Consider the following 23,045-nt stretch of genomic DNA (forward strand, 5'->3'; position numbering starts at 1 on the left):
CGGGAGCGGAGTGAAATAGTACCTGAAACCGTGTGCCTACAAGCCGTGGGAGCGTCGTTCATCAGCTTGCTGGTGGGCCGTGACTGCGTGCCTTTTGAAGAATGAGCCTGCGAGTTTGCGGTGTGTAGCGAGGTTAACCCGTGTGGGGTAGCCGTAGCGAAAGCGAGTCCGAATAGGGCGGTTGAGTTGCATGCCCAAGACCCGAAGCGGAGTGATCTAGCCATGGGCAGGTTGAAGCGCGGGTAAGACCGTGTGGAGGACCGAACCCACCAGGGTTGAAAACCTGGGGGATGACCTGTGGTTAGGGGTGAAAGGCCAATCAAACTCCGTTATAGCTGGTTCTCCCCGAAATGCATTTAGGTGCAGCGTCACGTGTTTCTTGCCGGAGGTAGAGCACTGGATAGGCGATGGGCCTTACCGGGTTACTGACCTTAGCCAAACTCCGAATGCCGGTAAGTGAGAGCGTGGCAGTGAGACTGTGGGGGATAAGCTCCATGGTCGAGAGGGAAACAGCCCAGAACACCGACTAAGGTCCCTAAGCGTGTGCTAAGTGGGAAAGGATGTGGAGTCGCAGAGACAACCAGGAGGTTGGCTTAGAAGCAGCCACCCTTGAAAGAGTGCGTAATAGCTCACTGGTCAAGTGATTCCGCGCCGACAATGTAGCGGGGCTCAAGCACATCACCGAAGTCGTGTCATTGCAGCAATAGGGCCAACGCCTGCTGTGATGGGTAGGGGAGCGTCGTGTGCCGGGTGAAGCGGCGGTGGAAACCAGTCGTGGACGGTATACGAGTGAGAATGCAGGCATGAGTAGCGATACAAGAGTGGGAAACTCTTGCGCCGATTGACCAAGGGTTCCTGGGTCAAGCTGATCTGCCCAGGGTAAGTCGGGACCTAAGGCGAGGCCGACAGGCGTAGTCGATGGACAACGGGTTGATATTCCCGTACCCGCTTTGAAGCGCCAACGCTGAACCTCTTGATGCTAAGCCCGTGAAGCCGGCCCGGAGTCTTCGGACAAAGGGACGTGGTGGAGCCGCTGAACCAAGTCTGTAGTAGGTGAGCGATGGGGTGACGCAGGAAGGTAGTCCAGCCCGGGCGGTGGTTGTCCCGGGGTAAGGGTGTAGGACGAACGGTAGGCAAATCCGCCGTTCACATAGTCTGAGACCTGATGCCGAGCCGATTGTGGTGAAGTGGATGATCCTATGCTGTCGAGAAAAGCCTCTAGCGAGTTTCATGGCGGCCCGTACCCCAAACCGACTCAGGTGGTCAGGTAGAGAATACCGAGGCGTTCGGGTGAACTATGGTTAAGGAACTCGGCAAAATGCCCCCGTAACTTCGGGAAAAGGGGGGCCATTCCTGGTGACGGCATTTGCTGCCAGAGCTGGGGGTGGCCGCAGAGACCAGCGAGAAGCGACTGTTTACTAAAAACACAGGTCCGTGCGAAGCCGTAAGGCGATGTATACGGACTGACGCCTGCCCGGTGCTGGAACGTTAAGGGGACCGGTTAGCTTGGATTCGTCCAGGCGAAGCTGAGAACTTAAGCGCCAGTAAACGGCGGTGGTAACTATAACCATCCTAAGGTAGCGAAATTCCTTGTCGGGTAAGTTCCGACCTGCACGAATGGCGTAACGACTTCTCGACTGTCTCAACCATAGGCCCGGTGAAATTGCATTACGAGTAAAGATGCTCGTTTCGCGCAGCAGGACGGAAAGACCCCGGGACCTTTACTATAGCTTGATATTGGTGTTCGGTTCGGCTTGTGTAGGATAGGTGGGAGACTTTGAAGCAGCAACGCCAGTTGTTGTGGAGTCGTCGTTGAAATACCACTCTGGTCGTGCTGGATGTCTAACCTGGGTCCGTGATCCGGATCAGGGACAGTGTCTGGTGGGTAGTTTAACTGGGGCGGTTGCCTCCTAAAGAGTAACGGAGGCGCCCAAAGGTTCCCTCAGCCTGGTTGGCAATCAGGTGTTGAGTGTAAGTGCACAAGGGAGCTTGACTGTGAGACTGACGGGTCGAGCAGGTACGAAAGTAGGGACTAGTGATCCGGCGGTGGCTTGTGGAAGCGCCGTCGCTCAACGGATAAAAGGTACCCCGGGGATAACAGGCTGATCTTCCCCAAGAGTCCATATCGACGGGATGGTTTGGCACCTCGATGTCGGCTCGTCGCATCCTGGGGCTGGAGTAGGTCCCAAGGGTTGGGCTGTTCGCCCATTAAAGCGGTACGCGAGCTGGGTTTAGAACGTCGTGAGACAGTTCGGTCCCTATCCGCTGTGCGCGTAGGAGTGTTGAGAAGGGCTGTCCCTAGTACGAGAGGACCGGGACGGACGAACCTCTGGTGTGCCAGTTGTCCTGCCAAGGGCATGGCTGGTTGGCTACGTTCGGGAGGGATAACCGCTGAAAGCATCTAAGCGGGAAGCCTGCTTCGAGATGAGCACTCCCACCTCCTTGAGAGGGTAAGGCTCCCAGTAGACGACTGGGTTGATAGGCCGGATATGGAAGCCCTGTGAGGGGTGGAGTTGACCGGTACTAATAGGCCGAGGGCTTGTCCTCAGACGCTCGCGTTCACTGTGTGGTTCCCGGGTAGCGAACAGCTATCGCCGGCGAACAAGAAAAACACTTATCAATTAAAAAGTGTGTTTCGCTGAATACCCGATAGGGTTTCGGTGGTCATAGCGTGAGGGAAACGCCCGGTTACATTCCGAACCCGGAAGCTAAGCCTCACAGCGCCGATGGTACTGCAGGGGGGACCCTGTGGGAGAGTAGGACGCCGCCGAACAATTATTCAAGGCCGCGGCCCCAGCGATTCGCTGGGGCCGCGGCCTTTTTGTGTTTTGCGAACGAGTAGTACCCCGGCAGGCCGGGACCTTCGCCCAGGCGGAGTGTTCCGGGATGTCGGACAATGGAGATGGTGCGCGGCCAGGAGGCCGGCGCCGAAACCGCGTGACGGCAGCGGAGTTGCTCAGTCCGCGGTGGAGCTGAAGCAGCAGAAGGAGTCACCACGATGTCGAACCAGCCCCAGGACCGTCCCGAGCGTCGATCGGACGACGGCCGAGGCTACGAGCCCCGGTCCCGTGGGGGCTGGTCGAACGACCGTGGCGGCGCCCGTCGGGACGACCGTCAGGGCGGCGGTGGCTTCCGCCGCGACGACCGCCCCTCCGGTGGCGGCTTCAACCGTGACGACCGTCCGCGTCGTGACGACCGTCCGTCCGGTGGTTTCAACCGCGATGACCGGGGTGGCGACCGCGGTGGTTTCCGCCGTGACGACCGCCCCTCGGGCGGTGGTTTCAACCGTGACCGTGGTGACCGTCCCTCGGGTGGTTTCAACCGCGATGACCGTGGTGGCGACCGTGGCGGCTTCCGTCGCGACGACCGTCCGTCCGGTGGTGGTTTCAACCGTGACCGTGGCGACCGTCCGTCCGGTGGTGGCGGTTTCCGTCGCGATGACCGTCCGAGCGGTTTCAACCGTGACCGTGACGACCGTCCGCGTCGTGACGACCGTCCGTCCGGTGGTTTCAACCGCGATGACCGTGGTGGCGACCGTGGCGGCTTCCGCCGTGACGACCGCCCCTCCGGTGGCGGCTTCAACCGTGACCGTGGTGACCGTCCCTCGGGTGGTTTCAACCGCGATGACCGTGGTGGCGACCGTGGCGGCTTCCGTCGCGACGACCGTCCGTCCGGTGGTGGTTTCAACCGTGACCGTGGCGACCGTCCGTCCGGTGGTGGCGGTTTCCGTCGCGATGACCGTCCGAGCGGTTTCAACCGTGACCGTGACGACCGTCCGCGTCGTGACGACCGTCCGTCCGGTGGTTTCAACCGCGATGACCGGGGTGGCGACCGTGGCGGCTTCCGCCGTGACGACCGCCCCTCCGGTGGCGGCTTCAACCGTGACCGTGGTGACCGTCCCTCGGGTGGTTTCAACCGCGATGACCGCGGTGGCGACCGCGGTGGTTTCCGCCGTGACGACCGCCCCTCGGGCGGTGGTTTCAACCGTGACCGTGGCGACCGTCCCTCGGGTGGTTTCAACCGCGATGACCGCGGTGGCGACCGCGGTGGTTTCCGCCGTGACGACCGTCCGTCCGGTGGTGGTTTCAACCGTGACCGTGGCGACCGTCCGTCCGGTGGTGGCGGTTTCCGTCGCGATGACCGTCCGAGCGGTTTCAACCGTGACCGTGACGACCGTCCGCGTCGTGACGACCGTCCGTCCGGTGGTTTCAACCGCGACGACCGTGGCGGCTTCCGCCGTGACGACCGCCCCTCGGGCGGTGGTTTCAACCGTGACCGTGGCGACCGTCCCTCGGGTGGTTTCAACCGCGACGACCGCGGTGGCGACCGTGGCGGCTTCCGTCGCGACGACCGCCCCTCCGGTGGCGGCTTCAACCGCGACCGTGGCGACCGTCGGGACGACCGCGGCGGCTACCGCGGCAACCGCGACGACCGCCGTGACGACCGGGGTGGCTACGACGACCGTCGTGGCAACTACGAGCCCGTCAAGCGCCTGCCGATCCCGGAGGACGTCACCGGCTTCGAGCTGGACGGGGACGTGCGCCAGGAGCTCAAGAGCCTTCCCAAGACGCTCGCGGACGACGTCGCCCGCAACCTGGTGATGGTGGCCCGCCTGCTCGACACCGAGCCGGAGGAGGCCTACCAGTTCTCCCGCGTCGCGCTCCGTCTGGCCTCCCGCGTGGCCGCCGTCCGTGAGGCGGCCGGTTTCGCCTCGTACATGACGCAGCGGTACTCCGAGGCGCTGACCGAGTTCCGTGCCGCCCGTCGGATGACCGGCCGCGCGGACCTGTGGCCCGTGATGGCCGACTGCGAGCGCGGTCTGGGCCGTCCGGAGCGGGCACTGGCGATGGCCGGTGAGCCCGAGGTGAAGCAGCTGGACAAGGCCGGCCAGGTCGAGATGCGCCTGGTCTCCGCCGGCGCCCGCTCCGACATGGAGCAGTTCGACGCGGCCGTGGTGACCCTGCAGAGCCCGGAGCTGGCCTCCAGCGCCGTGCACCCGTGGACCGCGCGTCTCCGGTACGCCTACGGCGAGGCGCTGATCGCGGCCGGCCGTGGCGACGAGGCCCGTGACTGGTTCGCGAAGGCGGCCGAGGCCGACACCGACGGCACGACCAACGCTGCTGAGCGCCTGGCCGAGATCGACGGCGTGGAGTTCGTGGACGCGCTCGACCCGGAGATGGCCGAGGAGGAGTTCGAGCAGGCCGACGCCCCGGCGAAGAAGCGCGGCGGCGAGGCCTCCGACGACCGCGTGATCTTCGAGGACGAGGAGAACGTCGAGGAGTACTACGACGAGGACGACCTCGAGATCGACGAGGAGTTCGACGGCGTGGTGCCCGCGCGCGCCACCGAGGCCAAGGACGAGGCCAAGGACGAGGCGAAGGCTGACGCCGAGGCCAAGGGCGACGCCCGCAGCTGAGCGGTTTCGACCGACGAGTGAGGCCCTGCCCGCTTCCCCTGGAATTCCAGGGGGAAGCGGGCAGGGCCTCTTCGCGTTTCGGCGGGGGAACCTAGCCCAGTTCGAGGTTGCGCAGCACCAGTCCGGTGGCCGGCTTCGGCCCGAAGGAGGTGGACTTGCGCGGCATGGTGACGCCCTGTTCGGCGAGTCTGCGGACCACGCTCTCCCGGACCGGGTGCAGCAGGACGGCGGTGCCGCCGGTGCGCGCGGCCTCCTGCTCGGCGGCCGCGGCGGTGTGCAGGTAGCCGATGTCGTCCGGGCCGTCGGGGACGTGCCAGGTGCGGTCGAGCAGGGTGGCGTGCAGGACGGTGGCGTCCAGGTGGCGCCACTCCTCGGGCCGGTCGTGCGGCACGGTGGCGTCGAGCAGTGCCTCCTCGGGCTCGCCGAGCAGCCAGTACACGCCGTCCCCGCCGGTCAGTATGAAGCCGTTGCCGCCGTGCCGTTTCTGTTCGGCGAGCGCCTGGAGGGCGGCGGTCAGCGGGCCGGGGACCTCCTTGACCTTCCACTGGTCGCCGAGCCTCTCCAGCGCCTCGGCCACCGGCAGCCGGTACAGCACCCGGTGGATGGCCCGGACCCGCAGTGGGTAGCGGGCGGTGTCCACCAGGAGCACCAGGCCGCGGTCCCACGGGCTGCGCGGCAGGTGGCGGTGCTCGCGCTGGAGGCGGAGGTACATCTCCCAGCGGTGGTGGCCGTCGGCGATCAGGGCCCGGCAGGTGGCGAGGTCGCGGCTGATCTCGGCGATCTCGGCGGGGTCGGCGACGGCCCAGAGGCGGTGGTGGGTGCCGTCGCTGGTGGCCGTGGAGAGCAGCGGCTCGCCCTGGACGGTCCGCTCGATGACGCCGGAGGCGCCGCCGTTGCCGCGGTAGGTGAGCAGCAGCGGTTCGAGGTTGGCCCGGGTGGTGCGCATCAGGCCGACCCGGTCGGCGACCGGCCGCGGCATCACGTCCTCGTGGGGGAGGACCACGCCGGCCTCGCGACCGCTCACCGCGAGGGCGCCGATCAGCCCGCGTTGGAGCAGTTCGGGGGAGTCGCCGGTGGCGGGCACGCGCTGCTCGTAGACGTAGAGCGCGGGCGCCGGGTCGGCGGCGAGGATCCCCTCGCGCTGCCAGGCGGCCAGGAGCCGGGCGGCGTGCCGGTACTTGGTGTCGCGGTCGGGCCGGTCGCCGGCGTCCTCGGGCTCGGGCCTGGGCAGGATCAGCCGGACCACGTTGTGCGGGTCGGCGGTCTCCAGGTCGAGCCGACGGCCGGGGTCGACGACGTCGTACGGCGGTGACATGACCGCGGCCAGGGCGCCGACCCGATCGGGGACGTAGCGCAGGCCTCGGAAGGGTGACAGGGACAGGCCTGCGGTGGCGACGTGCCCGGGATCGCCGGGGCCGCCCTCGGGAGTCTCGACTCCGTCTTCTGCACTGGGTGTGCTCATTCTGGGCATCGTAACCGGGTACGCGTTGTTGAGAGATCGGAATACCCGTGCTGACCTGTGGGACGGGTGTGCGACCGAGGGCGAGGTACCGCATGGACGACAGGCAGGAACGGCTGGACGGCAGCGGCCCGGCCGAGCAGGGCGGGCCGGACGGCGCCGGCGGCGGGGGTGCTCCGGCGCACGGCGGCGTGCCGGCGCAGGGGCGTTCCGGCGAGCCGACCGGGGACGTGTACGACTGGTTCCGGCGCGGCGGCAGGCTGCTGGCCCAGGGCAATCCGGCCGCCGCCGAGCAGCTGCTGGTCCGGGCGGCGGCGGCCGAGCCGCAGTCGCGCAGCATCCGCGAGACGCTGGCGCGGGCCCAGTTCGACACCGGTTCGTACGCGGCGGCGCTGGAGAACTTCCGGGCCGTCGCGCTGGCCGATCCGTCGGACGACTACGCTCAGTTCGGGTGGGGCGTCGCGGCGGCCCGGCTGGGCGACTTCGAGACGTCCGCCGAGCACCTGGCGCTGGCCGTGGCCATGCGGCCGGGCACCGAGCACTACCAGGCGGCGCTGCGGCAGACCAGGGCGACCCTGGCGGCCCGCGCCGGGGCGTTCGGCCCGCTGCTGCCCGGGGCACCCGGGTACCTGGCGCCCCCGCCGGACCCGGACGGGGCGCCGACGGGCGACGCCGGTGCGGACGACGAGGTCTGACCGGCTCGGGGCCCACCCGCTCCAGGGCCCACCGGCTCGGGGGCACCCGAGGAAGCGAACGACGCAGTGAATGAGGTAGCGCAGCCATGACCGAGACGGCCACCACCGTGCGACGGACCGCCCCCGGCGGCAGCGAGCAGCCGCTGACCGAGGCGTACGACACGGCGCTGCTGGACCTGGACGGCGTGGTCTACGCGGGCCCGCACGCGATCGAGCACGCCGTGGACGCGCTGGCCGCCGCCCGGACGGCCGGGATGCGGCTCGCGTACGTGACCAACAACGCCTCCCGCCCGCCGCGGGTGGTGGCCGAGCACCTGACCGGGCTGGGCGTGCCGGCCGAGCCGGCCGACGTGATCAACTCGGCACAGGCGGCCGCCCGGGTGGTCGCCGAGCAGGTGCCGGCCGGGGCGAAGGTGCTGGTCGTGGGCGGCCCGGGGCTGGAGGAGGCACTGGCCGAGCGCGGGCTGGTCGCCGTCCGCTCGCTGGCCGAGGAGCCGCTCGCGGTGGTCCAGGGCTACGACCCGTCGGTCGGCTGGGCGCAGCTGGCGGAGGCCGCGTACGCGGTGCAGCAGGGGCTGCCGTGGGTGGCCTCCAACACCGACCTGACCATCCCGACCGCGCGCGGCATCGCGCCCGGCAACGGGACGCTGGTGGCGGCGGTGCGGGCGGCCGCCGGGGTGGACCCGGTGGTGGCGGGCAAGCCGCAGCCGCCGATGCACCGGGAGACCGTGCTGCGGACCGGCGCGCGGCAGCCCCTGGTCGTCGGCGACCGGCTGGACACCGACATCGAGGGCGCGTTCAACGGCGGGGTGGACAGCCTGCTGGTCTTCACCGGGGTGACCACCCCGGCACAGCTGCTGACGGCCCCGGCCGAGCACCGGCCGACCTACCTGTCGGCGGACCTGCGCGGGCTGCTGGAGCCGCACCCGGCGGTCACGACCGGGGCGGACGGCTTCGGTTGCGGCGGCTGGGTCGCGTCGGCGGCCGGTGGCGTGCTGCGGCTGGACGGCGGCGGGGACCGCTGGGACGGTCTGCGGGCGCTGTGCGCGGCGGCGTGGACGGCGCTGGACGCGGACGGCGCACCGGCCGACGGGCGCAAGGCCCTGGCCGAACTGGGGTTCTGAGCCGCCGCACGGGGCCCAGGGCGAGGGCGGTCCGGAGCACTTGGGTCCGGGGCGCTCAGGTCCGGGTGGCCGGGTTCAGAGCAGGGTGCGCAGCCGCAGCAGGTCGCGGAAGCTCGCCTCCAGCCGGATCCGGCCGCCCGCCCAGGCGGACGCGAAGTTGAGCCCGCCGAAGACCACGGCGACCAGGTCGTCGCTGCTCATGGTGAGCCGGATCGCGGCCTTCTCGGCCGGGGCGCCGGGGGCCGAGGCGACGTCGTGGATCCGGCCGTCGCGCAGTCGGCCGGTGAAGGTCAGGTCGAGGTCGGTGATCCGGCAGCTGAGCGAGCGGTCGAGAGCGGCCGCCTTGCGGACGTCACCGGTGGACTTCGCCATGTTCCGGCTGAGCTGTTCCAGTGCCTCGCGGCACTCCTCGGCGTTGGCCATGGCGGCGGTTCCCCTCCCTGGGTTGCCTGGTGGTTGCGGCAGGTGACGGCGATGGTCCCTGCCGGGCCACGGTACCGCAGGCGGGTTTTGGCGGTAGCGTCGTCGGTGGGGTGCCCGGATCGGCCCGGGCACCGACGGCGACGGAGCGATGCGCGCAGGCGCTAAGGAGGCACCCGGATGCTGCCGAGGACGGTGCGGGGAGTGGTGGAGGTCGCCGCCGGGCTGGCGGAGGAGGTCGGCAAGCGGGTCGTCGGGACGGCGGCCGTGATCCTGGAGCGGACCGGGGTCGACGTCACCGAGGTCGAGCGCCGGCTCGGCGGGCAGTTCCCGCCGTCGGCGAAGACGCTGCAGACGCTGGCGGAGGAGGCGGTCACCGCGGGGCGGGCCGGGGTGGACCTGGCCGTCGGGGTGGCGCGCGGCGAGGTGGAGAAGGCCTTCGAGAAGGTCGGCGACCAGGTGATGAAGGTCGGCGTGGTGCTCGCCTACCTGGAGAGCAAGCTGCGCGAGGTCGAGGAGGAGGCCGAGCCTGCGGCGCGGTCGGCCGGGGCCGACGAGGCGGCGGAGCCGGCACCGGCGCCCCGGGCGGACGACCTGTTCGGGCGCGGCTGGGAGCGGGCGGACGAGCAGTCGGCGGCCCCGGCGGCGGGGGAGCCGATAGTGGCCGAACGGGTGGAGGTGGACGAGCCGGTCGAGGTCGACCCGCCCGTCCCGCCGGTGCGCCCGTCGGTACCGGGGAAGGCCGCCGCGAAGCGGACCCCGGCGAAGAAGCCCACGGCGACGGAGCCGGCCCCGGCGGAGAAGGCTCAGACGGAGAAGGCCCCGGCGGCGGGCCGGACCGGGGCGAAGAAGTCCCCGGCGAAGAAGGCGGCGGCCGAGAAGCCGGTGGCCAAGAAGACGGCCGCCAAGAAGACGACCGTGCGCAAGACGGCCGTCAAGAAGACCGCCACCGGGCAGCAGGCGGCCGCCGAGCCGCCCGCGCAGCCCAAGGCGCCCGCGAAGCGCACGGCGACGAAGAAGACCACCGTCCGCAAGGCCACCAGCACGAAGAAGCCCGATGACCGGACCAGCTGAAGCCGTCGAACCGCTCGGCGTGGAACCGACCCCGACCGGCCACCCCGTCGTGGACGCCGGGCTGGCCCGGCTGGAGGCCCTGGACGGGGTCCCGGCCGAGGCACACGTCGAGGTGTACGAAGATGTTCACCAGCGGCTGGCCGACACGCTGGCCGCGCTCGACCAGGAATGACCCTGGAACGACCCGCAGGACCCGTAGGAGCTGAAACACCAGTGGCAGTGGCACGACGCCGACTCGACGCGGAGCTGGTCCGCCGCAAGCTGGCCCGGTCGCGTGAGCACGCGTCCGAGCTGATCGCGGCCGGCCGGGTGACCGTCGGAGGCACCACCGCGACCAAGCCGGCCACCCAGGTGGAGACCTCGGCGGCGGTCGTGGTGGCCAAGGACGACAACGACCCCGACTACGTCTCGCGCGGCGGGCACAAGCTGGCCGGGGCGTTCGCCGCCTTCGTCCCGCAGGGCCTGGTGGTCGAGGGCCGCCGGGCGCTGGACGCGGGCGCCTCCACCGGCGGCTTCACCGACGTCCTGCTGCGGGCCGGCGCGGCCGGCGTGCTGGCGGTGGACGTCGGCTACGGGCAGCTCGCCTGGTCGCTGCAGAGCGACGAGCGGGTGACGGTGATGGACCGCACCAACGTCCGGGAGCTGACCCTGGAGCTGATCGGCGGCACCCCGGTCGACCTGGTGGTCGGCGACCTGTCGTTCATCTCGCTGGGCCTGGTGCTGCCCGCGCTGGCCGCCTGCGCGGCCGGGGACGCGGACCTGGTGCTGATGGTCAAGCCGCAGTTCGAGATCGGCAAGGAGCGCCTGGGCAGCGGCGGGGTGGTGCGCAGCCCCCAGCTGCGTGCCGAGATGGTGCGCCAGGTCGCCGGGCAGGCGTGGGAGCTCGGGCTGGGCGTGCGCGCCGTCACCGCGAGCCCCCTGCCGGGCCCGTCCGGGAACGTGGAGTACTTCCTGTGGCTGCGCCGGGACGCCCCGCAGCTGGATCCCGCCGAGGCGGACCGGGCCGTCGCGGAGGGGCCCCGATAGGGTGCTGTGGGGGCGTCCGGTCCGTCATGCTGTGTGACGCGGCCGTACCGGGGCCGAAGGCGACCCGGCAGGCGTGAGGGAGAGGGCAGCGGCATGAGCGATGAAGAACGTACGGTCTTCCTGATCGCGCACACCGGCCGGGCGGCGGCGCTGCGCAGCGTCGAGGCCCTGGTGCACGGGCTGCTGAAGGCGGGCATCCGGATCAGACTGCTCGCCTCCGAGGCGCTGGACCTGGACCTGCCGGACGGGGTCGAGAAGGTGGCCGGGGGCCCGGGCGCGGCGGACGGCTGCGAGCTGATCCTGGTCGCCGGCGGGGACGGGACGCTGCTGCGCGGCGCGGAGCTGGCCCGTGAGCACGGGCTGCCGATGCTCGGGATCAACCTGGGCCGGGTCGGGTTCCTCGCCGAGGCCGAGCGGGACGATCTGGCCGTGGTGGTCGAGCGGGTGGTCGACGCCGACTACGAGGTCGAGGAGCGGATGACGATCGACGTCATCGTCCGCACCAACGGCGATGTGGTGCACCAGGACTGGGCGTTGAACGAGGCGTCGATAGAGAAGGCGTCGCGGGAGCGGATGCTGGAGGTGGTGACCGAGGTGGACGGCCGCCCGGTCTCCAACTTCGGCTGCGACGGCGTGGTGTGCGCGACGCCGACCGGTTCCACCGCGTACGCGTTCTCCGGCGGCGGGCCGGTGGTGTGGCCGGAGGTGGAGGCGCTGCTGATGGTGCCGATCTCCGCGCACGCGCTGTTCGCCCGCCCGCTGGTGACCTCGCCGGACTCGGTGCTGGCCGTCGAGGTGCAGCCCAAGACCCCGCACGGCGTGCTCTGGTGCGACGGGCGGCGCACGGTCGAACTGCCCGCCGGCGCACGGGTGGAGGTCCGCCGGGGGCAGACCCCGGTGCGCCTGGCCAGACTGCACCGGGCGCCGTTCACCGACCGGCTGGTGGCCAAGTTCGCGCTGCCGGTGACGGGTTGGCGCGGGCGGGCGAACACCCACTGCTGACCGCCCGTCGGTTCGCCGGTCAGATCGCCAGCGGCGGGGTGTCGCCGGGCGGCCCGTAGCGGCCGCCCGCCGTCGCCCGGGCGGCGGTCTCGGCGAGCCGCTGTACGGCGGCGGGGACGGCCGGGGCCGGCACGGTGAGCGGGATCCGGATGTGGTGCTCGAACGCGCCGTCCGAGCCGAACCGGTTGCCCGAGGCGATCCGCACCCCGGCGCGTTCCCCGGCCCGGGCCAGCGCCGCGCCGGACAGCCCGCCGGTGGACACCCAGAGCGAGAGCCCGCCGGGCGGCGGCGTGAACGACCAGCCCGGCAGGTGCTCGGGCAGTGCGGCGGCGAAGGCGTGCGCCGTGGCCCGCAGCCGGTCCAGCTGGTGCGCCCGGACGGCGGGCAGCGGCTCGCCCAGCAGTTCGGCGGCGATCAGCTGCTCCAGGACCGGCGTGCCGACGTCGCTGTAGACCCGGTCGGCGGCCAGCCGGCGCACCAGCGCGGGCGCGGCCCGGACCCAGCCGATCCGCAGGCCGCCCCAGAGCAGCTTGCTGGCCGAGCCGACGGTGACCACCTGGGCGGACCGGTCCAGCGCTGCCATCGGGCGCGGCAGCGGGGCGGACTCCGGTACGCCCCAGCCGAGTTCGGCGGTGGTCTCGTCGGCCAGGACGACGCTGCCGGCGGCCCGGGCGGCGGCCAGCAGCTCGCGGCGCTGCTCCTCGCCGATCAGCGCGCCGGTCGGGTTGTGGAAGTCGGGGATCACGTAGGCGACCTTGGGCGCGGCCCCGCGCAGCACCCCGCGCCACTCGGCGAGGTCCCACTCGGGCTGGGGGCGGTAGCCGTACGGCACCGGCACCAGGCGGGCGCCGGTGATCCGGAGCGCCTGAAGGGTGTGGGCGTAGCTGGGCGCCTCGACGGCGACCCGGTCGCCGCGGCCGATCAGCGCCCGCTGGACGAGGTGCAGCCCGCCCATCGCGCCGGTGGTGACGAGGATCTGGTCGGGGGTGGTGGGCAGGCCGCGCTGGGTGTAGCGGCGGGCGAGGGCCTCGCGCAGCACCGGGACGCCGGTGGGGTAGTGGCCGTGCCCGGAGGCGTAGCAGGGCAGCTGCTCGACGGCCCGGACGGTGGCCTCGCCGAGGAAGGGCTGCGGGGCCGGCAGGGCGGCGACGCCGAGGTCCAGGGTGCGGCCCTGCTCGTCCGGGGGGACGGGGTGCAGCGCGTCGCTGGGCGGCGGGGCGCCCTCGGGCAGGGCGGTCCAGCTGCCGGCGCCGCGGCGGCTGAGCAGGTAGCCGTCGGCGCGCAGGGTCTCGTAGGCGGTGGCGACGGTGGTGCGGCTCAGCTCCAGGGCGCCGGCGAGTTCGCGTTCGGCGGGCAGCCGGGCGCCGACCGGCAGGCGGCCCTCGGTGACCAGCAGCCGGATCTGCCCGGCGAGGGTCCGGTAGGCGGGGCGGCGGGCGGTGGCCGGTTCGGGCAGCCGGGCGGCGGCGAGCAGCCGGGCGAGCGCGGGCGGGGTGACGGTGGTGTGCCAGTCGGCCAAGGCTGATCAGTCCACTTGCTCGAAATTGGCCCTGGAGCGGGCTCTATTGGCCTGACCATCATGGCAGTGCGGTCGTCGAGTCCGCCACCGCCGGGGCCGCCCGGGGTGCAGCACCACCCGCAGGAGCGCCCGATGGCCACCACGACCACGCCCACGACCACGTCCGGACCCGCCCCGGAGGCCGCCCGGCCCCCGCTCGCCGCCCGGGTGCTCGGTGACACCCACGCCCTGGGCCGCCGGATCCCGCAGCTCGCCGTCGGCCTCTACCTGTACGGCGCGAGCATGGCGCTGATGCTGCGCTCCGGCCTCGGCCTCGACCCGTGGGACGTCTTCCACCAGGGCCTGCAACGCGTCGCCGGCCTCTCGGTGGGCACCTGGGTGACCATCTGCGGCGCCCTGGTCCTGCTGCTGTGGATCCCGATCCGCCAGCGCCCGGGCGTCGGCACCGTCGCCAACGTGCTGGTGCTGGGCGCCTCGATGGACTTCACGCTGCGTCTGGTCGACGGCCCGCACGGGCTGCCCGCCCGGATCGCGCTGATGGTCGCCGCGATCCTGCTCAACGGCCTGGCCACCGGCCTCTACATCGGTGCCCGCCTGGGCCCCGGCCCGCGCGACGGCCTGATGACCGGCCTGCACCGGCGCACCGGGCGTTCGCTGCGGCTGATCCGCACCGGCATCGAGGTGACGGTGCTGGTCGCCGGCGTCCTGCTGGGCGGCACCGCCGGGGTCGGCACGGTTGCGTACGCACTGGCGATCGGCCCGCTGGTGCAGATCTTCCTGCCGTGGTGCACGGTGCCGGGACCTGGGCAAACGCCCCGGAAGGGGTGAACTTCCGGGCACGGAGTTGCCGCGCGGCGTTGCCGCTCGTCGCGCGCCGGGGGTGGAACCTCGTAAGGTCGTCTCCGTGTTGGACGAGATGCGGATACGGGATCTTGGGGTCATCGACGACGCGGTGGTCGAACTCGCCCCCGGCTTCACCGCCGTGACCGGTGAGACCGGCGCCGGAAAGACCATGGTCGTGACCAGCCTCGGCCTGCTGCTCGGCGGCCGCGCCGACCCGGGCCTGGTGCGCAACGGGACCGGACGCGCCGTCGTCGAGGGCCGGCTGGAGCTGCCCGCGGGCTCCCCGGCGGCGATCCGCGCGGCCGAGGCCGGGGCCGAACTGGACGAGGGCGCCCTGCTGATCAGCCGGACCGTCTCCGCCGAGGGCCGCTCCCGGGCGTACGTCGGCGGCCGGGCCGTCCCGGTCGGGCTGCTCACCGAACTCGGCGAGGAACTGATCGCCGTGCACGGCCAGACCGACCAGCAGCGGCTGCTGCGCCCGGCCCGCCAGCGCGGCGCGCTGGACCGGTACGCGGGCGAGGCGGTGGCCGAGCCGCTGGCCCGCTACCGGGAGACCTACCGGAGCCTGCGCGAGGTCTCGGCCACCCTGGAGGAGCTGACCACCCGGGCCCGCGAGCGCGCCCAGGAGGCCGATCTGCTGCGCTTCGGCCTGGACGAGATCGCCGCCGCCGAGCCGGTGGCCGACGAGGACACGGAGCTGGCCGCCGAGGCCGAGCGGCTGGGCCACGCCGACGCGCTGTCCTCCGCCGCGACCCTTGCCCACGCCGCCCTGGCCGGCGACCCGGCCGACCCGGAGGCACTGGACGCGGGCACCCTGCTCGCGCAGTCCCGCCGCGCGCTGGACGCCGTGCGCCACCACGACGAGCGCCTCGCCGGTCTCGCCGACCGCCTCAACGAGGTCGGCTACCTGCTCGCCGACGTGGCCGGCGACCTGGCCGGCTACGCGGACGACCTGGACGCCGACCCCGTCCGGCTCGCCGCCGTCGAGGACCGCCGGGCCGTCCTGGCCCAGCTGCTGCGCAAGTACGGCGGCCCGGAGAACTCCCTCGCCGAGGTGCTCGCCTGGGCCGAGGCCGCCTCCGCCCGGCTCGCCGAACTCGACGGCGACGACGACCGGATCGACCAGCTCGGCGCCCAGGAGACCGCGCTGCGGGCCGAGTTGGCCGAGCTGGCGGCCGAGGTCTCGGGCGCCCGGCAGGCCGCGGCCGGGCGTTTCGCCGAGGCCGTCTCCGCCGAACTCGCCGAACTGGCGATGCCGCACGCCCGGGTGACCTTCTCGATCGCCCAGGTCGACGACCTGTCGGGGATCGAGGTCGACGGCCGCACCGTCGCCTACGGCCCGCACGGTGTGGACGAGGTCGAGGTGCTGCTCGCCCCGCACCCCGGCGCCCAGCCCCGCCCGATCGCCAAGGGCGCCTCGGGCGGTGAGCTGTCCCGGGTGATGCTCGCCGTCGAGGTGGTCTTCGCGGGCGCCGACCCCGTCCCCACCTACCTGTTCGACGAGGTGGACGCGGGCGTCGGCGGCAAGGCCGCGGTCGAGATCGGCCGCCGGCTGGCCAAACTGGCCGAATCCGCCCAGGTCGTGGTGGTCACCCACCTGCCGCAGGTCGCCGCCTTCGCGGACCGGCACCTGGTGGTGGAGAAGACCAACGACGGCACCGTGACCCGCAGCGGCGTCAAGGTGCTGAACGACGAGGAGCGGGTGCGCGAACTCTCCAGGATGCTGGCCGGACTGGAGGACTCCGAGCTCGGCCGGGCCCACGCCGAGGAACTGCTGGCCGCCGCCCGGGCCCCGCGCCACCGCTGACGCGGGTCCGTCGAACGCCCGGCCGGACCTGCTGCGACACGCCCTGGCCGGGGCGTCCGACCCACTGACAGGGTCGGGTGGCCCTTGCGGACGGAAGGCGACGCGCCCCTGGTGGCGCCGACTGTCCAAGAGGGCCGCCGACCTGGCATGGTGGCGGCTGGACACTGGCTTTCCAGTCCCGAGCGCCGCCGACGGGCAACCCTCGCGAAGCGGCGCGCGAACCTGATCGAGTCGGATGCGAGAGAACGTGGACCATTCCGCCGCCCGGGCCGCCGCTGCCACCCCAGAACCGGGGCAGCTGCACGTGGTACTCGTCCTGGCCGCCAGCACCGGCGGCATCGGTGCCCACGTGCGCTCCCTGGCGCAGGGCCTCGTCGCGCACGGCGTGATCGTCACGGTGTGCGCCCCGGCCGGCACGGACGCGCTGTTCGGCTTCTCCCGCACCGGCGCCAGGTTCCACACCGTCGACATCACCCCCACCGCCGGCGCCCGCAGTGACGCCACCGCGATCGGTGAGCTGCGCCGGGCCTTCACCGGCGCCGACGTCGTGCACGCGCACGGGCTGCGCGCCGGACTGCTCGCCGACCTCGCCCTGCGCACCGCCGGCCGCTTCCCGGGCCTGCGCCCGGAGACCCCGCTGGTGGTCACCTCCCACCACGCGCTGCTGGCCACCGGCCTGGAACGCCGCCTGCAGCGGCTGATGGAGCGCCGGGTCGCGCGCGCCGCCGACCTCGTCCTCGGCGCCTCCTCCGACCTGGTCGCCCGGGCCCGCGAGCTGGGCGCCACCGACGCCCGGCTCGGCCCGGTGGCCGCCCCGCCGATGCCCGAGGGCCGGCTCGACCGGGCCGCGGCGCGCGCCGCGCTGCTCGGCGACGGCCCGGACCGGCCGCTGGTGCTGGCGGTCGGCCGGCTCGTCCCGCAGAAGGCCTTCGGGCTGCTGCTGGACGCCACCCGCGAGCTGTCCGTGCTGGACCCGGAGCCGCTGCTGCTGGTCGCCGGGGACGGCCCGGAGGCGGCCGGGCTGCGCGAGCGGGTCGCCGCCGAGAAGCTGCCGGTGCGGCTGCTCGGCTTCCGCACCGACGTGCCCGACCTGCTGGCGGCCGCCGACGTGGTGGTGGTCGCCAGTCGCTGGGAGGCCCGCTCGCTGGTGGTGCAGGAGTCGATGCGGGCCGGCGTGCCGGTGGTCGCCACCGCCGTCGGCGGGATCCCCGAGCTGGTCGGCGACGCGGCCGTGCTGGTTCCGGCCGGCGACCCGATCGCGATCGGCCGGGCGGTGCGCGGGCTGCTGGTCGACCCGGCGGGCCGCGAGCGGCTGGTGGCGGCCGGCCGGCAGCAGGCCGAGACCTGGCCGGACGAGGCCGCCACCGTCGCCCAGGTGCTCAGCACCTACGACGAGCTGGTCCAGCGGCCCTAGACCGCCGGACCGCCGGGCCGCTAGACCGTCGCCTGCTCGACCCGCTCGGCCGCCAGGCCGTCCGGCTGGGCGGACAGGTAGGCGCCGCCGCAGGCGGTCAGCCGCAGTGCGGTGTCGATCAGCGGGACGTGGCTGAAGGCCTGCGGGAAGTTGCCGACCTGGCGCTTGAGCCGCGGGTCCCACTCCTCGGCGAGCAGGCCGAGGTCGTTGCGCAGCGCGAGCAGCCGGTCGAACAGCTCGCGCGCCTCCTGCACCCGGCCGATCATGGCGAGGTCGTCGGCCAGCCAGAACGAGCAGGCCAGGAAGGCGCCCTCGTGGCCGGAGAGGCCGTCGACGTTGTTGCCGCTCTCGTCGTGGGTCGGGTAGCGCAGCACGAAGCCGTCCTCGGTGGACAGCTCGCGCTGGATCGCCTCGATGGTGCCGATGACGCGCTTGTCGTCCGGCGGCAGGAAGCCGACCTGGGGGATGAGCAGCAGCGAGGCGTCCAGCTCCTTGCCGCCGTAGTACTGGGTGAAGGTGTTGCGCTCCGGGTCGTAGCCCTTCTCGCAGACGTCCCGGTGGATGGTCTCGCGCAGCTCGCGCCAGCGCTCCAGGTGGCCGTCGGAGGGGGCGTCCTCGGGGGTCTGCTCCAGCAGCTTGATCGTCCGGTCGACGGCGACCCAGGCCATCACCTTGGAGTGGACGAAGTGCCGGCGCGGGCCGCGGACCTCCCAGATGCCCTCGTCCGGCTCCTGCCAGTGGTCCTCCAGGTACTCGATCAGGCGCAGCTGGAGGTGGTGGGCGTGGTCGTTGCGGACCAGGCCGGTCATGTGGGCCAGGTGCAGGGCCTCGACGACCTCGCCGTAGACGTCGAGCTGGAGCTGGCCGGCCGCGCCGTTGCCGACCCGGACGGGCTGCGAGCCCTCGTAGCCGGGCAGCCAGTCCAGCGAGGACTCGGTGAGCTCGCGCTCGCCCGCGATGCCGTACATGATCTGGAGGTTCTCCGGGTCGCCGGCGACGGCGCGCAGCAGCCACTCGCGCCAGGCCTTGGCCTCGTCGCGGTAGCCGGTGCGCAGCAGCGAGGAGAGGGTGATCGCGGCGTCGCGCAGCCAGGTGTAGCGGTAGTCCCAGTTGCGCTCACCGCCGATGTCCTCGGGCAACGAGGTGGTGGGGGCGGCGACGATGCCGCCGGTGGGGGCGTAGGTGAGGCCCTTGAGGGTGATCAGGGAGCGGATCACGGCCTCGCGGTAGGGGCCCTGGTAGGTGCACTGGGCGGCCCACTCGTGCCAGAAGTCGGTGGTGGCGTCGAGCATCTCCTCGGCGTCCGGGGCCTTGGGCGCGTCCAGGTGGGAGGCCTGCCAGGTCAGCGCGAAGGCGATCCGCTCGCCGGCGGTGACGGTGAAGTCGGCGTAGGTGGTCAGGTCGCGGCCGTAGGTCTCGGACTCGCCGTCCAGCCACACCGAGTCGGGCCCGGCCACGGCGACGGTGCGGTGGCCGCCGCCGGCCTGCTCGACCCGGTGCACCCAGGGCACGATGCGCCCGTACGAGAAGCGCATCCGCACCGCCGAGCGCATCCGGACGGTGCCGGCCACGCCCTCGACGATCCGGATCACCTGGGGGACGGCGTCGCGGCCGGCCAGCGGGCGAGGCGGCATGAAGTCGATCACCCGGACGGTGCCGCCCTGGGTGTCCCACTCCTGTTCCAGGACCAGCGAGTCGCCCCGGTAGCGGCGGCGGTCGGCGGGCACCGCGGGGGCGGCCGCGGTGGGCGGCGGGACCCTCAGCTCGGCGGTGTCGGTGAAGCGGGGGAGGCCGAGTGCGGGGGCGGCCGGGGTGGGGGGTGCCGCGGGGGTGGGGACTTCGGTCGCGACGGCTTCGGCCGGACCGATCCGCCAGAAGCCGTGTTCATCGGTGCCGAGCAGGCCGGCGAACACGGCCGGAGAGTCGAAGCGGGGCAGGCAGAGCCAGTCCACCGCCCCGTCCCTGCTGACCAGGGCAGCGGTCTGCATGTCCCCGATGAGTGCGTAGTCCTCGATACGGCCGGCCACGTGGATCTCCAGTTCGCAATGTGGTCACGACGCATCGGCGATCTGGGGGAGCGAGCGGTCTGCGGGGCCGGAGCCCACCCCGGGACGTCCGGCCCGCCGAGGGGTGGTGGCGGGCCTTGCTGGAGTGTCCGCGCGGGGCTCGGTCGAGCCCCTGGGGTGGGAGGGGAGGAGCTGGAATACGGGGAGGTCCGGTCGCGCATCGGGGACCGGGAGTGTCCTGACCTCCCACGCCCTCCGCGTGCTCGTGCTGTCGGCGATGCGTCCGTGCAGCTTACGACGGACGAAAGGGGCGAAGCACGCGGGCGCAGCCTCGTGTGGCGCCACAATTCGGCGGAAATGCCGTGCATCGCGAGGACGCCGGGCAGGATGGTCCGGACGGATCAGTTCCGGCTGGTCCCAGTGGAGGGGCTGTCATGGCCCGAACGGAGTGCTCCGAAGTGGCCCGGTCCGGCCGTGGTGCGACCGGTGTGACTGCTGCGCCGGATGATGCGCCGGTGGTGCGCCCCGCGCACGCCCCCGGGGTGCCGCGAGCGGGCCGGAAGGCGTCCGGGTCGCGTCACTGATACCCTGGTATCCCGTGGACCGGTGGGATCAAACGCCCCGGACCAGCCGAATCGACGACCCCCCGAGTGCCGTGCACCGCACCGCCTCCCGTCGTTCGGCGAGTCGAGAGCATCCCGCCCACGTCACCTTCGACACGCGACCCACGGGAGCCCCCTCTTGGCACAGCCCCATTCCGGCAAGGCAGCGAACGGCCGCGCCGTGACGACCAAGCACCTCTTCGTCACCGGGGGTGTCGCCTCTTCGCTCGGCAAGGGCCTCACCGCCTCCAGCCTCGGCGCGCTCCTCAAGGCCCGCGGCCTGCGCGTCACCATGCAGAAGCTCGACCCGTACCTCAACGTGGACCCGGGCACCATGAACCCGTTCCAGCACGGTGAGGTCTTCGTCACGGACGACGGCGCCGAGACCGACCTGGACATCGGCCACTACGAGCGGTTCCTGGACACCAACCTGCACGGTTCGGCGAACGTCACCACCGGCCAGGTCTACTCCACCGTCATCGCCAAGGAGCGACGCGGCGAGTACCTGGGCGACACCGTCCAGGTCATCCCCCACATCACCAACGAGATCAAGTCCCGGATCCGCCGGATGGCGACCGAGGACGTCGACGTGGTGATCACCGAGGTCGGCGGGACCGTCGGCGACATCGAGTCGCTGCCGTTCCTGGAGGCCGTCCGCCAGGTCCGCCACGAGGTCGGCCGGGACAACGTGTTCTTCGTGCACGTCTCCCTGCTGCCGTACATCGGCCCCTCGGGCGAGCTGAAGACCAAGCCCACCCAGCACTCCGTCGCCGCGCTGCGCAACATCGGCATCCAGCCCGACGCGATCGTGCTGCGCGCCGACCGCGAGGTCCCGCAGGCCATCAAGCGCAAGATCTCGCTGATGTGCGACGTGGACGAGGAGGCCGTGGTCGCGGCCATCGACGCCAAGTCGATCTACGACATCCCCAAGGTCCTGCACGGCGAGGGCCTGGACGCCTACGTGGTGCGCCGGCTCGACCTGCCGTTCCGCGACGTGGACTGGACGACCTGGGACGACCTGCTGCGCCGCGTCCACGAGCCGCAGCACATCGTCAAGGTCGCCCTGGTCGGCAAGTACATCGACCTGCCGGACGCCTACCTGTCGGTGACCGAGGCGCTGCGCGCCGGCGGCTTCGCCAACAACGCCCGGGTCGAGATCAAGTGGGTGACCTCGGACGACTGCGAGACCCCCGAGGGCGCCCAGGCGCAGCTCGGCGACGTGGACGCGATCTGCATCCCCGGCGGCTTCGGCGACCGCGGCGTCAACGGCAAGGTCGGCGCCATCACCTTCGCCCGCGAGAACCGCGTCCCGCTGCTCGGCCTGTGCCTGGGTCTGCAGTGCGTGGTCATCGAGGCGGCCCGCAACCTGGCCGGCCTGCCCGAGGCCAACTCCACCGAGTTCGACGCCGCCGCCAAGCACCCGGTCGTCTCCACGATGGCCGAGCAGCTGGCCATCGTCGACGGCAAGGGCGACCTGGGCGGCACCATGCGTCTGGGCCTGTACCCGGCCAAGCTCGCCGAGGGCTCGATCGTCCGTGAGGTCTACGGCGGCGAGCAGTACGTCGAGGAGCGCCACCGCCACCGCTACGAGGTCAACAACGCCTACCGCGCGGACCTGGAGAAGACCGGCCTGCAGTTCTCCGGCCTCTCCCCCAAGGGCGACCTGGTCGAGTACGTCGAGTACCCGCGCGAGGTGCACCCGTACCTGGTGGCCACCCAGGCCCACCCGGAGCTGAAGTCCCGCCCGACCCGCCCGCACCCGCTGTTCGCGGGCCTGGTCAAGGCCGCCATCGAGATCAAGACCACCGCGGCCGAGTAAGTCGTCGGTCGTTCACCGGACGGCGGCCCCGCGATTCCCGCGGGGCCGCCGTTCGGCGTTAGATTGTGTCGTACTGACGAAAAGGGGAGAGCGATGGACGAGCAGCGCGACCAGGGGATCGCCGACGTGGCCGAGGAGTGGGAGGTCCGGGAGAGCCGGACGCCGTTCCAGGGCAAGGTCACCGGCGTGCGCAGCGAGGAGGTCCGGATGCCCGACGGCAGCTGGGCCCGCCGTGACTACCAGACCCACCCCGGCTCGGTCTCCGTGCTCGCCCTGGACGACAAGCAGCGGGTGCTGGTCCTGCGGCAGTACCGCCACCCCGTCCGCCAGCGCCTGTGGGAGCTGCCGGCCGGCCTGCTCGACGTGCCCGGCGAGAACCCGTGGCACGCCGCGCAGCGCGAGCTGTACGAGGAGGCGCACTGCAAGGCCGACACCTGGCGCATCCTCGCCGACTACTACACCTCCCCGGGCGGCACCGACGAGGCGCTGCGGATGTTCCTCGCCACCGACCTCGCGGAGGCCGAGGGCGAGCGCTACGCGGCGGAGGGCGAGGAACAGGAGATCGAGGTCGCCTGGGTGCCGGTGTCCGACCTGATCCGGCTGATCCACGCCGGGCGGCTGCACAACCCGACCCTGGTCACCGGCACGCTCGCCGTGCACGCCGCGCTCACCGGACCGGACGGGCTGGACGGGCTGCGCCCGGCGGACTCGCCCTGGCCGGCCCGGCCCTTCGAGGGGTGAGCGAACGGCCCGTACGCCTCCTGAACACCCTGCTGTTGATCCGCGAGGGTGATTTACCGGTTCGTACGACCGGATGTC

The 23,045-nt window shown here is 72.0% G+C and carries 16 protein-coding genes, 2 rRNA genes and 1 pseudogene (1 of these 19 cut by a window edge); 15 read left to right on the forward strand and 4 right to left on the reverse strand.

The window, feature by feature from the left end; all coding sequences use genetic code 11:
• The 4 genes and pseudogenes from OG556_RS25130 to OG556_RS25145 all read left to right on the forward strand — a co-directional run.
• Positions 1 to 2,547 (forward strand): 23S ribosomal RNA (locus OG556_RS25130); it begins 573 nt to the left of the window's first position.
• A gap of 109 nt (positions 2,548 to 2,656) precedes the next feature.
• Positions 2,657 to 2,773, forward strand: a 5S ribosomal RNA gene (gene rrf, locus OG556_RS25135).
• A gap of 717 nt (positions 2,774 to 3,490) precedes the next feature.
• Positions 3,491 to 4,357: pseudogene (locus OG556_RS25140) on the forward strand (tetratricopeptide repeat protein); the annotation flags it as partial.
• Positions 4,358 to 4,537: 180 nt separating this feature from the next.
• Positions 4,538 to 5,416: a tetratricopeptide repeat protein gene (locus OG556_RS25145; protein WP_371522877.1), complete on the forward strand. Its 879-nt coding sequence runs from the start codon at positions 4,538 to 4,540 to the stop codon at positions 5,414 to 5,416.
• A 91-nt stretch (positions 5,417 to 5,507) separates the two neighbouring features.
• Here OG556_RS25145 and OG556_RS25150 read toward each other — a convergent pair whose 3' ends face one another.
• Entirely contained in the window at positions 5,508 to 6,878 is a 1,371-nt protein-coding gene (locus OG556_RS25150; protein ID WP_371519540.1) for a DUF1015 family protein, read from the reverse strand.
• A 92-nt stretch (positions 6,879 to 6,970) separates the two neighbouring features.
• Here OG556_RS25150 and OG556_RS25155 point away from each other — a divergent pair, with 92 nt between their 5' ends.
• A complete protein-coding gene (locus OG556_RS25155) occupies positions 6,971 to 7,570 on the forward strand; it encodes a tetratricopeptide repeat protein (RefSeq protein WP_371519543.1) in 600 nt (199 codons plus the stop codon).
• Between the two features lie 86 nt (positions 7,571 to 7,656).
• Positions 7,657 to 8,694: an HAD-IIA family hydrolase gene (locus OG556_RS25160; RefSeq protein ID WP_371519545.1), complete on the forward strand. Its 1,038-nt coding sequence runs from the start codon at positions 7,657 to 7,659 to the stop codon at positions 8,692 to 8,694.
• Between the two features lie 75 nt (positions 8,695 to 8,769).
• On the opposite strand, the gene OG556_RS25165 is transcribed toward OG556_RS25160, so the two are convergent.
• Complete coding sequence (locus tag OG556_RS25165) at positions 8,770 to 9,117, reverse strand: alkyl sulfatase C-terminal domain-containing protein (RefSeq protein WP_371519548.1); 348 nt, start codon at positions 9,115 to 9,117, stop codon at positions 8,770 to 8,772.
• Positions 9,118 to 9,294: 177 nt separating this feature from the next.
• On the opposite strand from OG556_RS25165, the gene OG556_RS25170 reads away from it, so the two are divergent.
• The 4 genes from OG556_RS25170 (at position 9,295) to OG556_RS25185 (ending at position 12,216) form a co-directional block, all read left to right on the forward strand.
• Positions 9,295 to 10,188, forward strand: coding sequence for a histone H1-like repetitive region-containing protein (locus OG556_RS25170; protein ID WP_371519551.1), 894 nt, complete (start codon positions 9,295 to 9,297; stop codon positions 10,186 to 10,188).
• Positions 10,172 to 10,360, forward strand: a complete 189-nt coding sequence (locus OG556_RS25175) for a hypothetical protein (protein ID WP_363589367.1) — start codon at positions 10,172 to 10,174, stop codon at positions 10,358 to 10,360. Before OG556_RS25170 ends, OG556_RS25175 begins: the two co-directional genes overlap by 17 nt.
• A complete protein-coding gene (locus OG556_RS25180; RefSeq protein ID WP_371519555.1) occupies positions 10,357 to 11,214 on the forward strand; it encodes a TlyA family RNA methyltransferase in 858 nt (285 codons plus the stop codon). The genes OG556_RS25175 and OG556_RS25180 overlap by 4 nt, the downstream gene beginning before the upstream one ends.
• Before the next feature lie 93 nt (positions 11,215 to 11,307).
• Positions 11,308 to 12,216 (forward strand): NAD kinase, encoded by a 909-nt coding sequence (locus OG556_RS25185; RefSeq protein WP_063349647.1) that lies wholly within the window; start codon positions 11,308 to 11,310, stop codon positions 12,214 to 12,216.
• A 19-nt stretch (positions 12,217 to 12,235) separates the two neighbouring features.
• Here OG556_RS25185 and OG556_RS25190 read toward each other — a convergent pair whose 3' ends face one another.
• Positions 12,236 to 13,735 (reverse strand): PLP-dependent aminotransferase family protein, encoded by a 1,500-nt coding sequence (locus tag OG556_RS25190; protein WP_371519559.1) that lies wholly within the window; start codon positions 13,733 to 13,735, stop codon positions 12,236 to 12,238.
• Positions 13,736 to 13,867: 132 nt separating this feature from the next.
• Here OG556_RS25190 and OG556_RS25195 point away from each other — a divergent pair, with 132 nt between their 5' ends.
• From OG556_RS25195 to OG556_RS25205, 3 genes are all read left to right on the forward strand, one after another.
• On the forward strand, positions 13,868 to 14,563 hold the full coding sequence (locus tag OG556_RS25195; protein WP_371519562.1) for a YitT family protein: 696 nt from the start codon (positions 13,868 to 13,870) through the stop codon (positions 14,561 to 14,563).
• Between the two features lie 88 nt (positions 14,564 to 14,651).
• Entirely contained in the window at positions 14,652 to 16,385 is a 1,734-nt protein-coding gene (recN, locus tag OG556_RS25200) for a DNA repair protein RecN (RefSeq protein WP_371522879.1), read from the forward strand.
• A 235-nt stretch (positions 16,386 to 16,620) separates the two neighbouring features.
• The gene (locus OG556_RS25205; protein WP_371519565.1) at positions 16,621 to 17,799 is read left to right on the forward strand and encodes a glycosyltransferase family 4 protein; all 1,179 of its coding nucleotides are present in this window, start codon (positions 16,621 to 16,623) and stop codon (positions 17,797 to 17,799) included.
• A gap of 20 nt (positions 17,800 to 17,819) precedes the next feature.
• On the opposite strand, the gene OG556_RS25210 is transcribed toward OG556_RS25205, so the two are convergent.
• Positions 17,820 to 19,826 (reverse strand): glycoside hydrolase family 15 protein, encoded by a 2,007-nt coding sequence (locus tag OG556_RS25210; RefSeq protein ID WP_371519568.1) that lies wholly within the window; start codon positions 19,824 to 19,826, stop codon positions 17,820 to 17,822.
• 720 nt (positions 19,827 to 20,546) lie between these two features.
• On the opposite strand from OG556_RS25210, the gene OG556_RS25215 reads away from it, so the two are divergent.
• The gene (locus tag OG556_RS25215; RefSeq protein ID WP_371519571.1) at positions 20,547 to 22,226 is read left to right on the forward strand and encodes a CTP synthase; all 1,680 of its coding nucleotides are present in this window, start codon (positions 20,547 to 20,549) and stop codon (positions 22,224 to 22,226) included.
• 93 nt (positions 22,227 to 22,319) lie between these two features.
• Positions 22,320 to 22,967, forward strand: coding sequence for an NUDIX domain-containing protein (locus tag OG556_RS25220; protein ID WP_371519574.1), 648 nt, complete (start codon positions 22,320 to 22,322; stop codon positions 22,965 to 22,967).
• The last annotated feature ends 78 nt before the right edge of the window (positions 22,968 to 23,045 follow it).

Source organism: Kitasatospora sp. NBC_01300, assembly GCF_041435235.1.
Taxonomy (GTDB): Bacteria; Actinomycetota; Actinomycetes; order Streptomycetales; family Streptomycetaceae; genus Kitasatospora.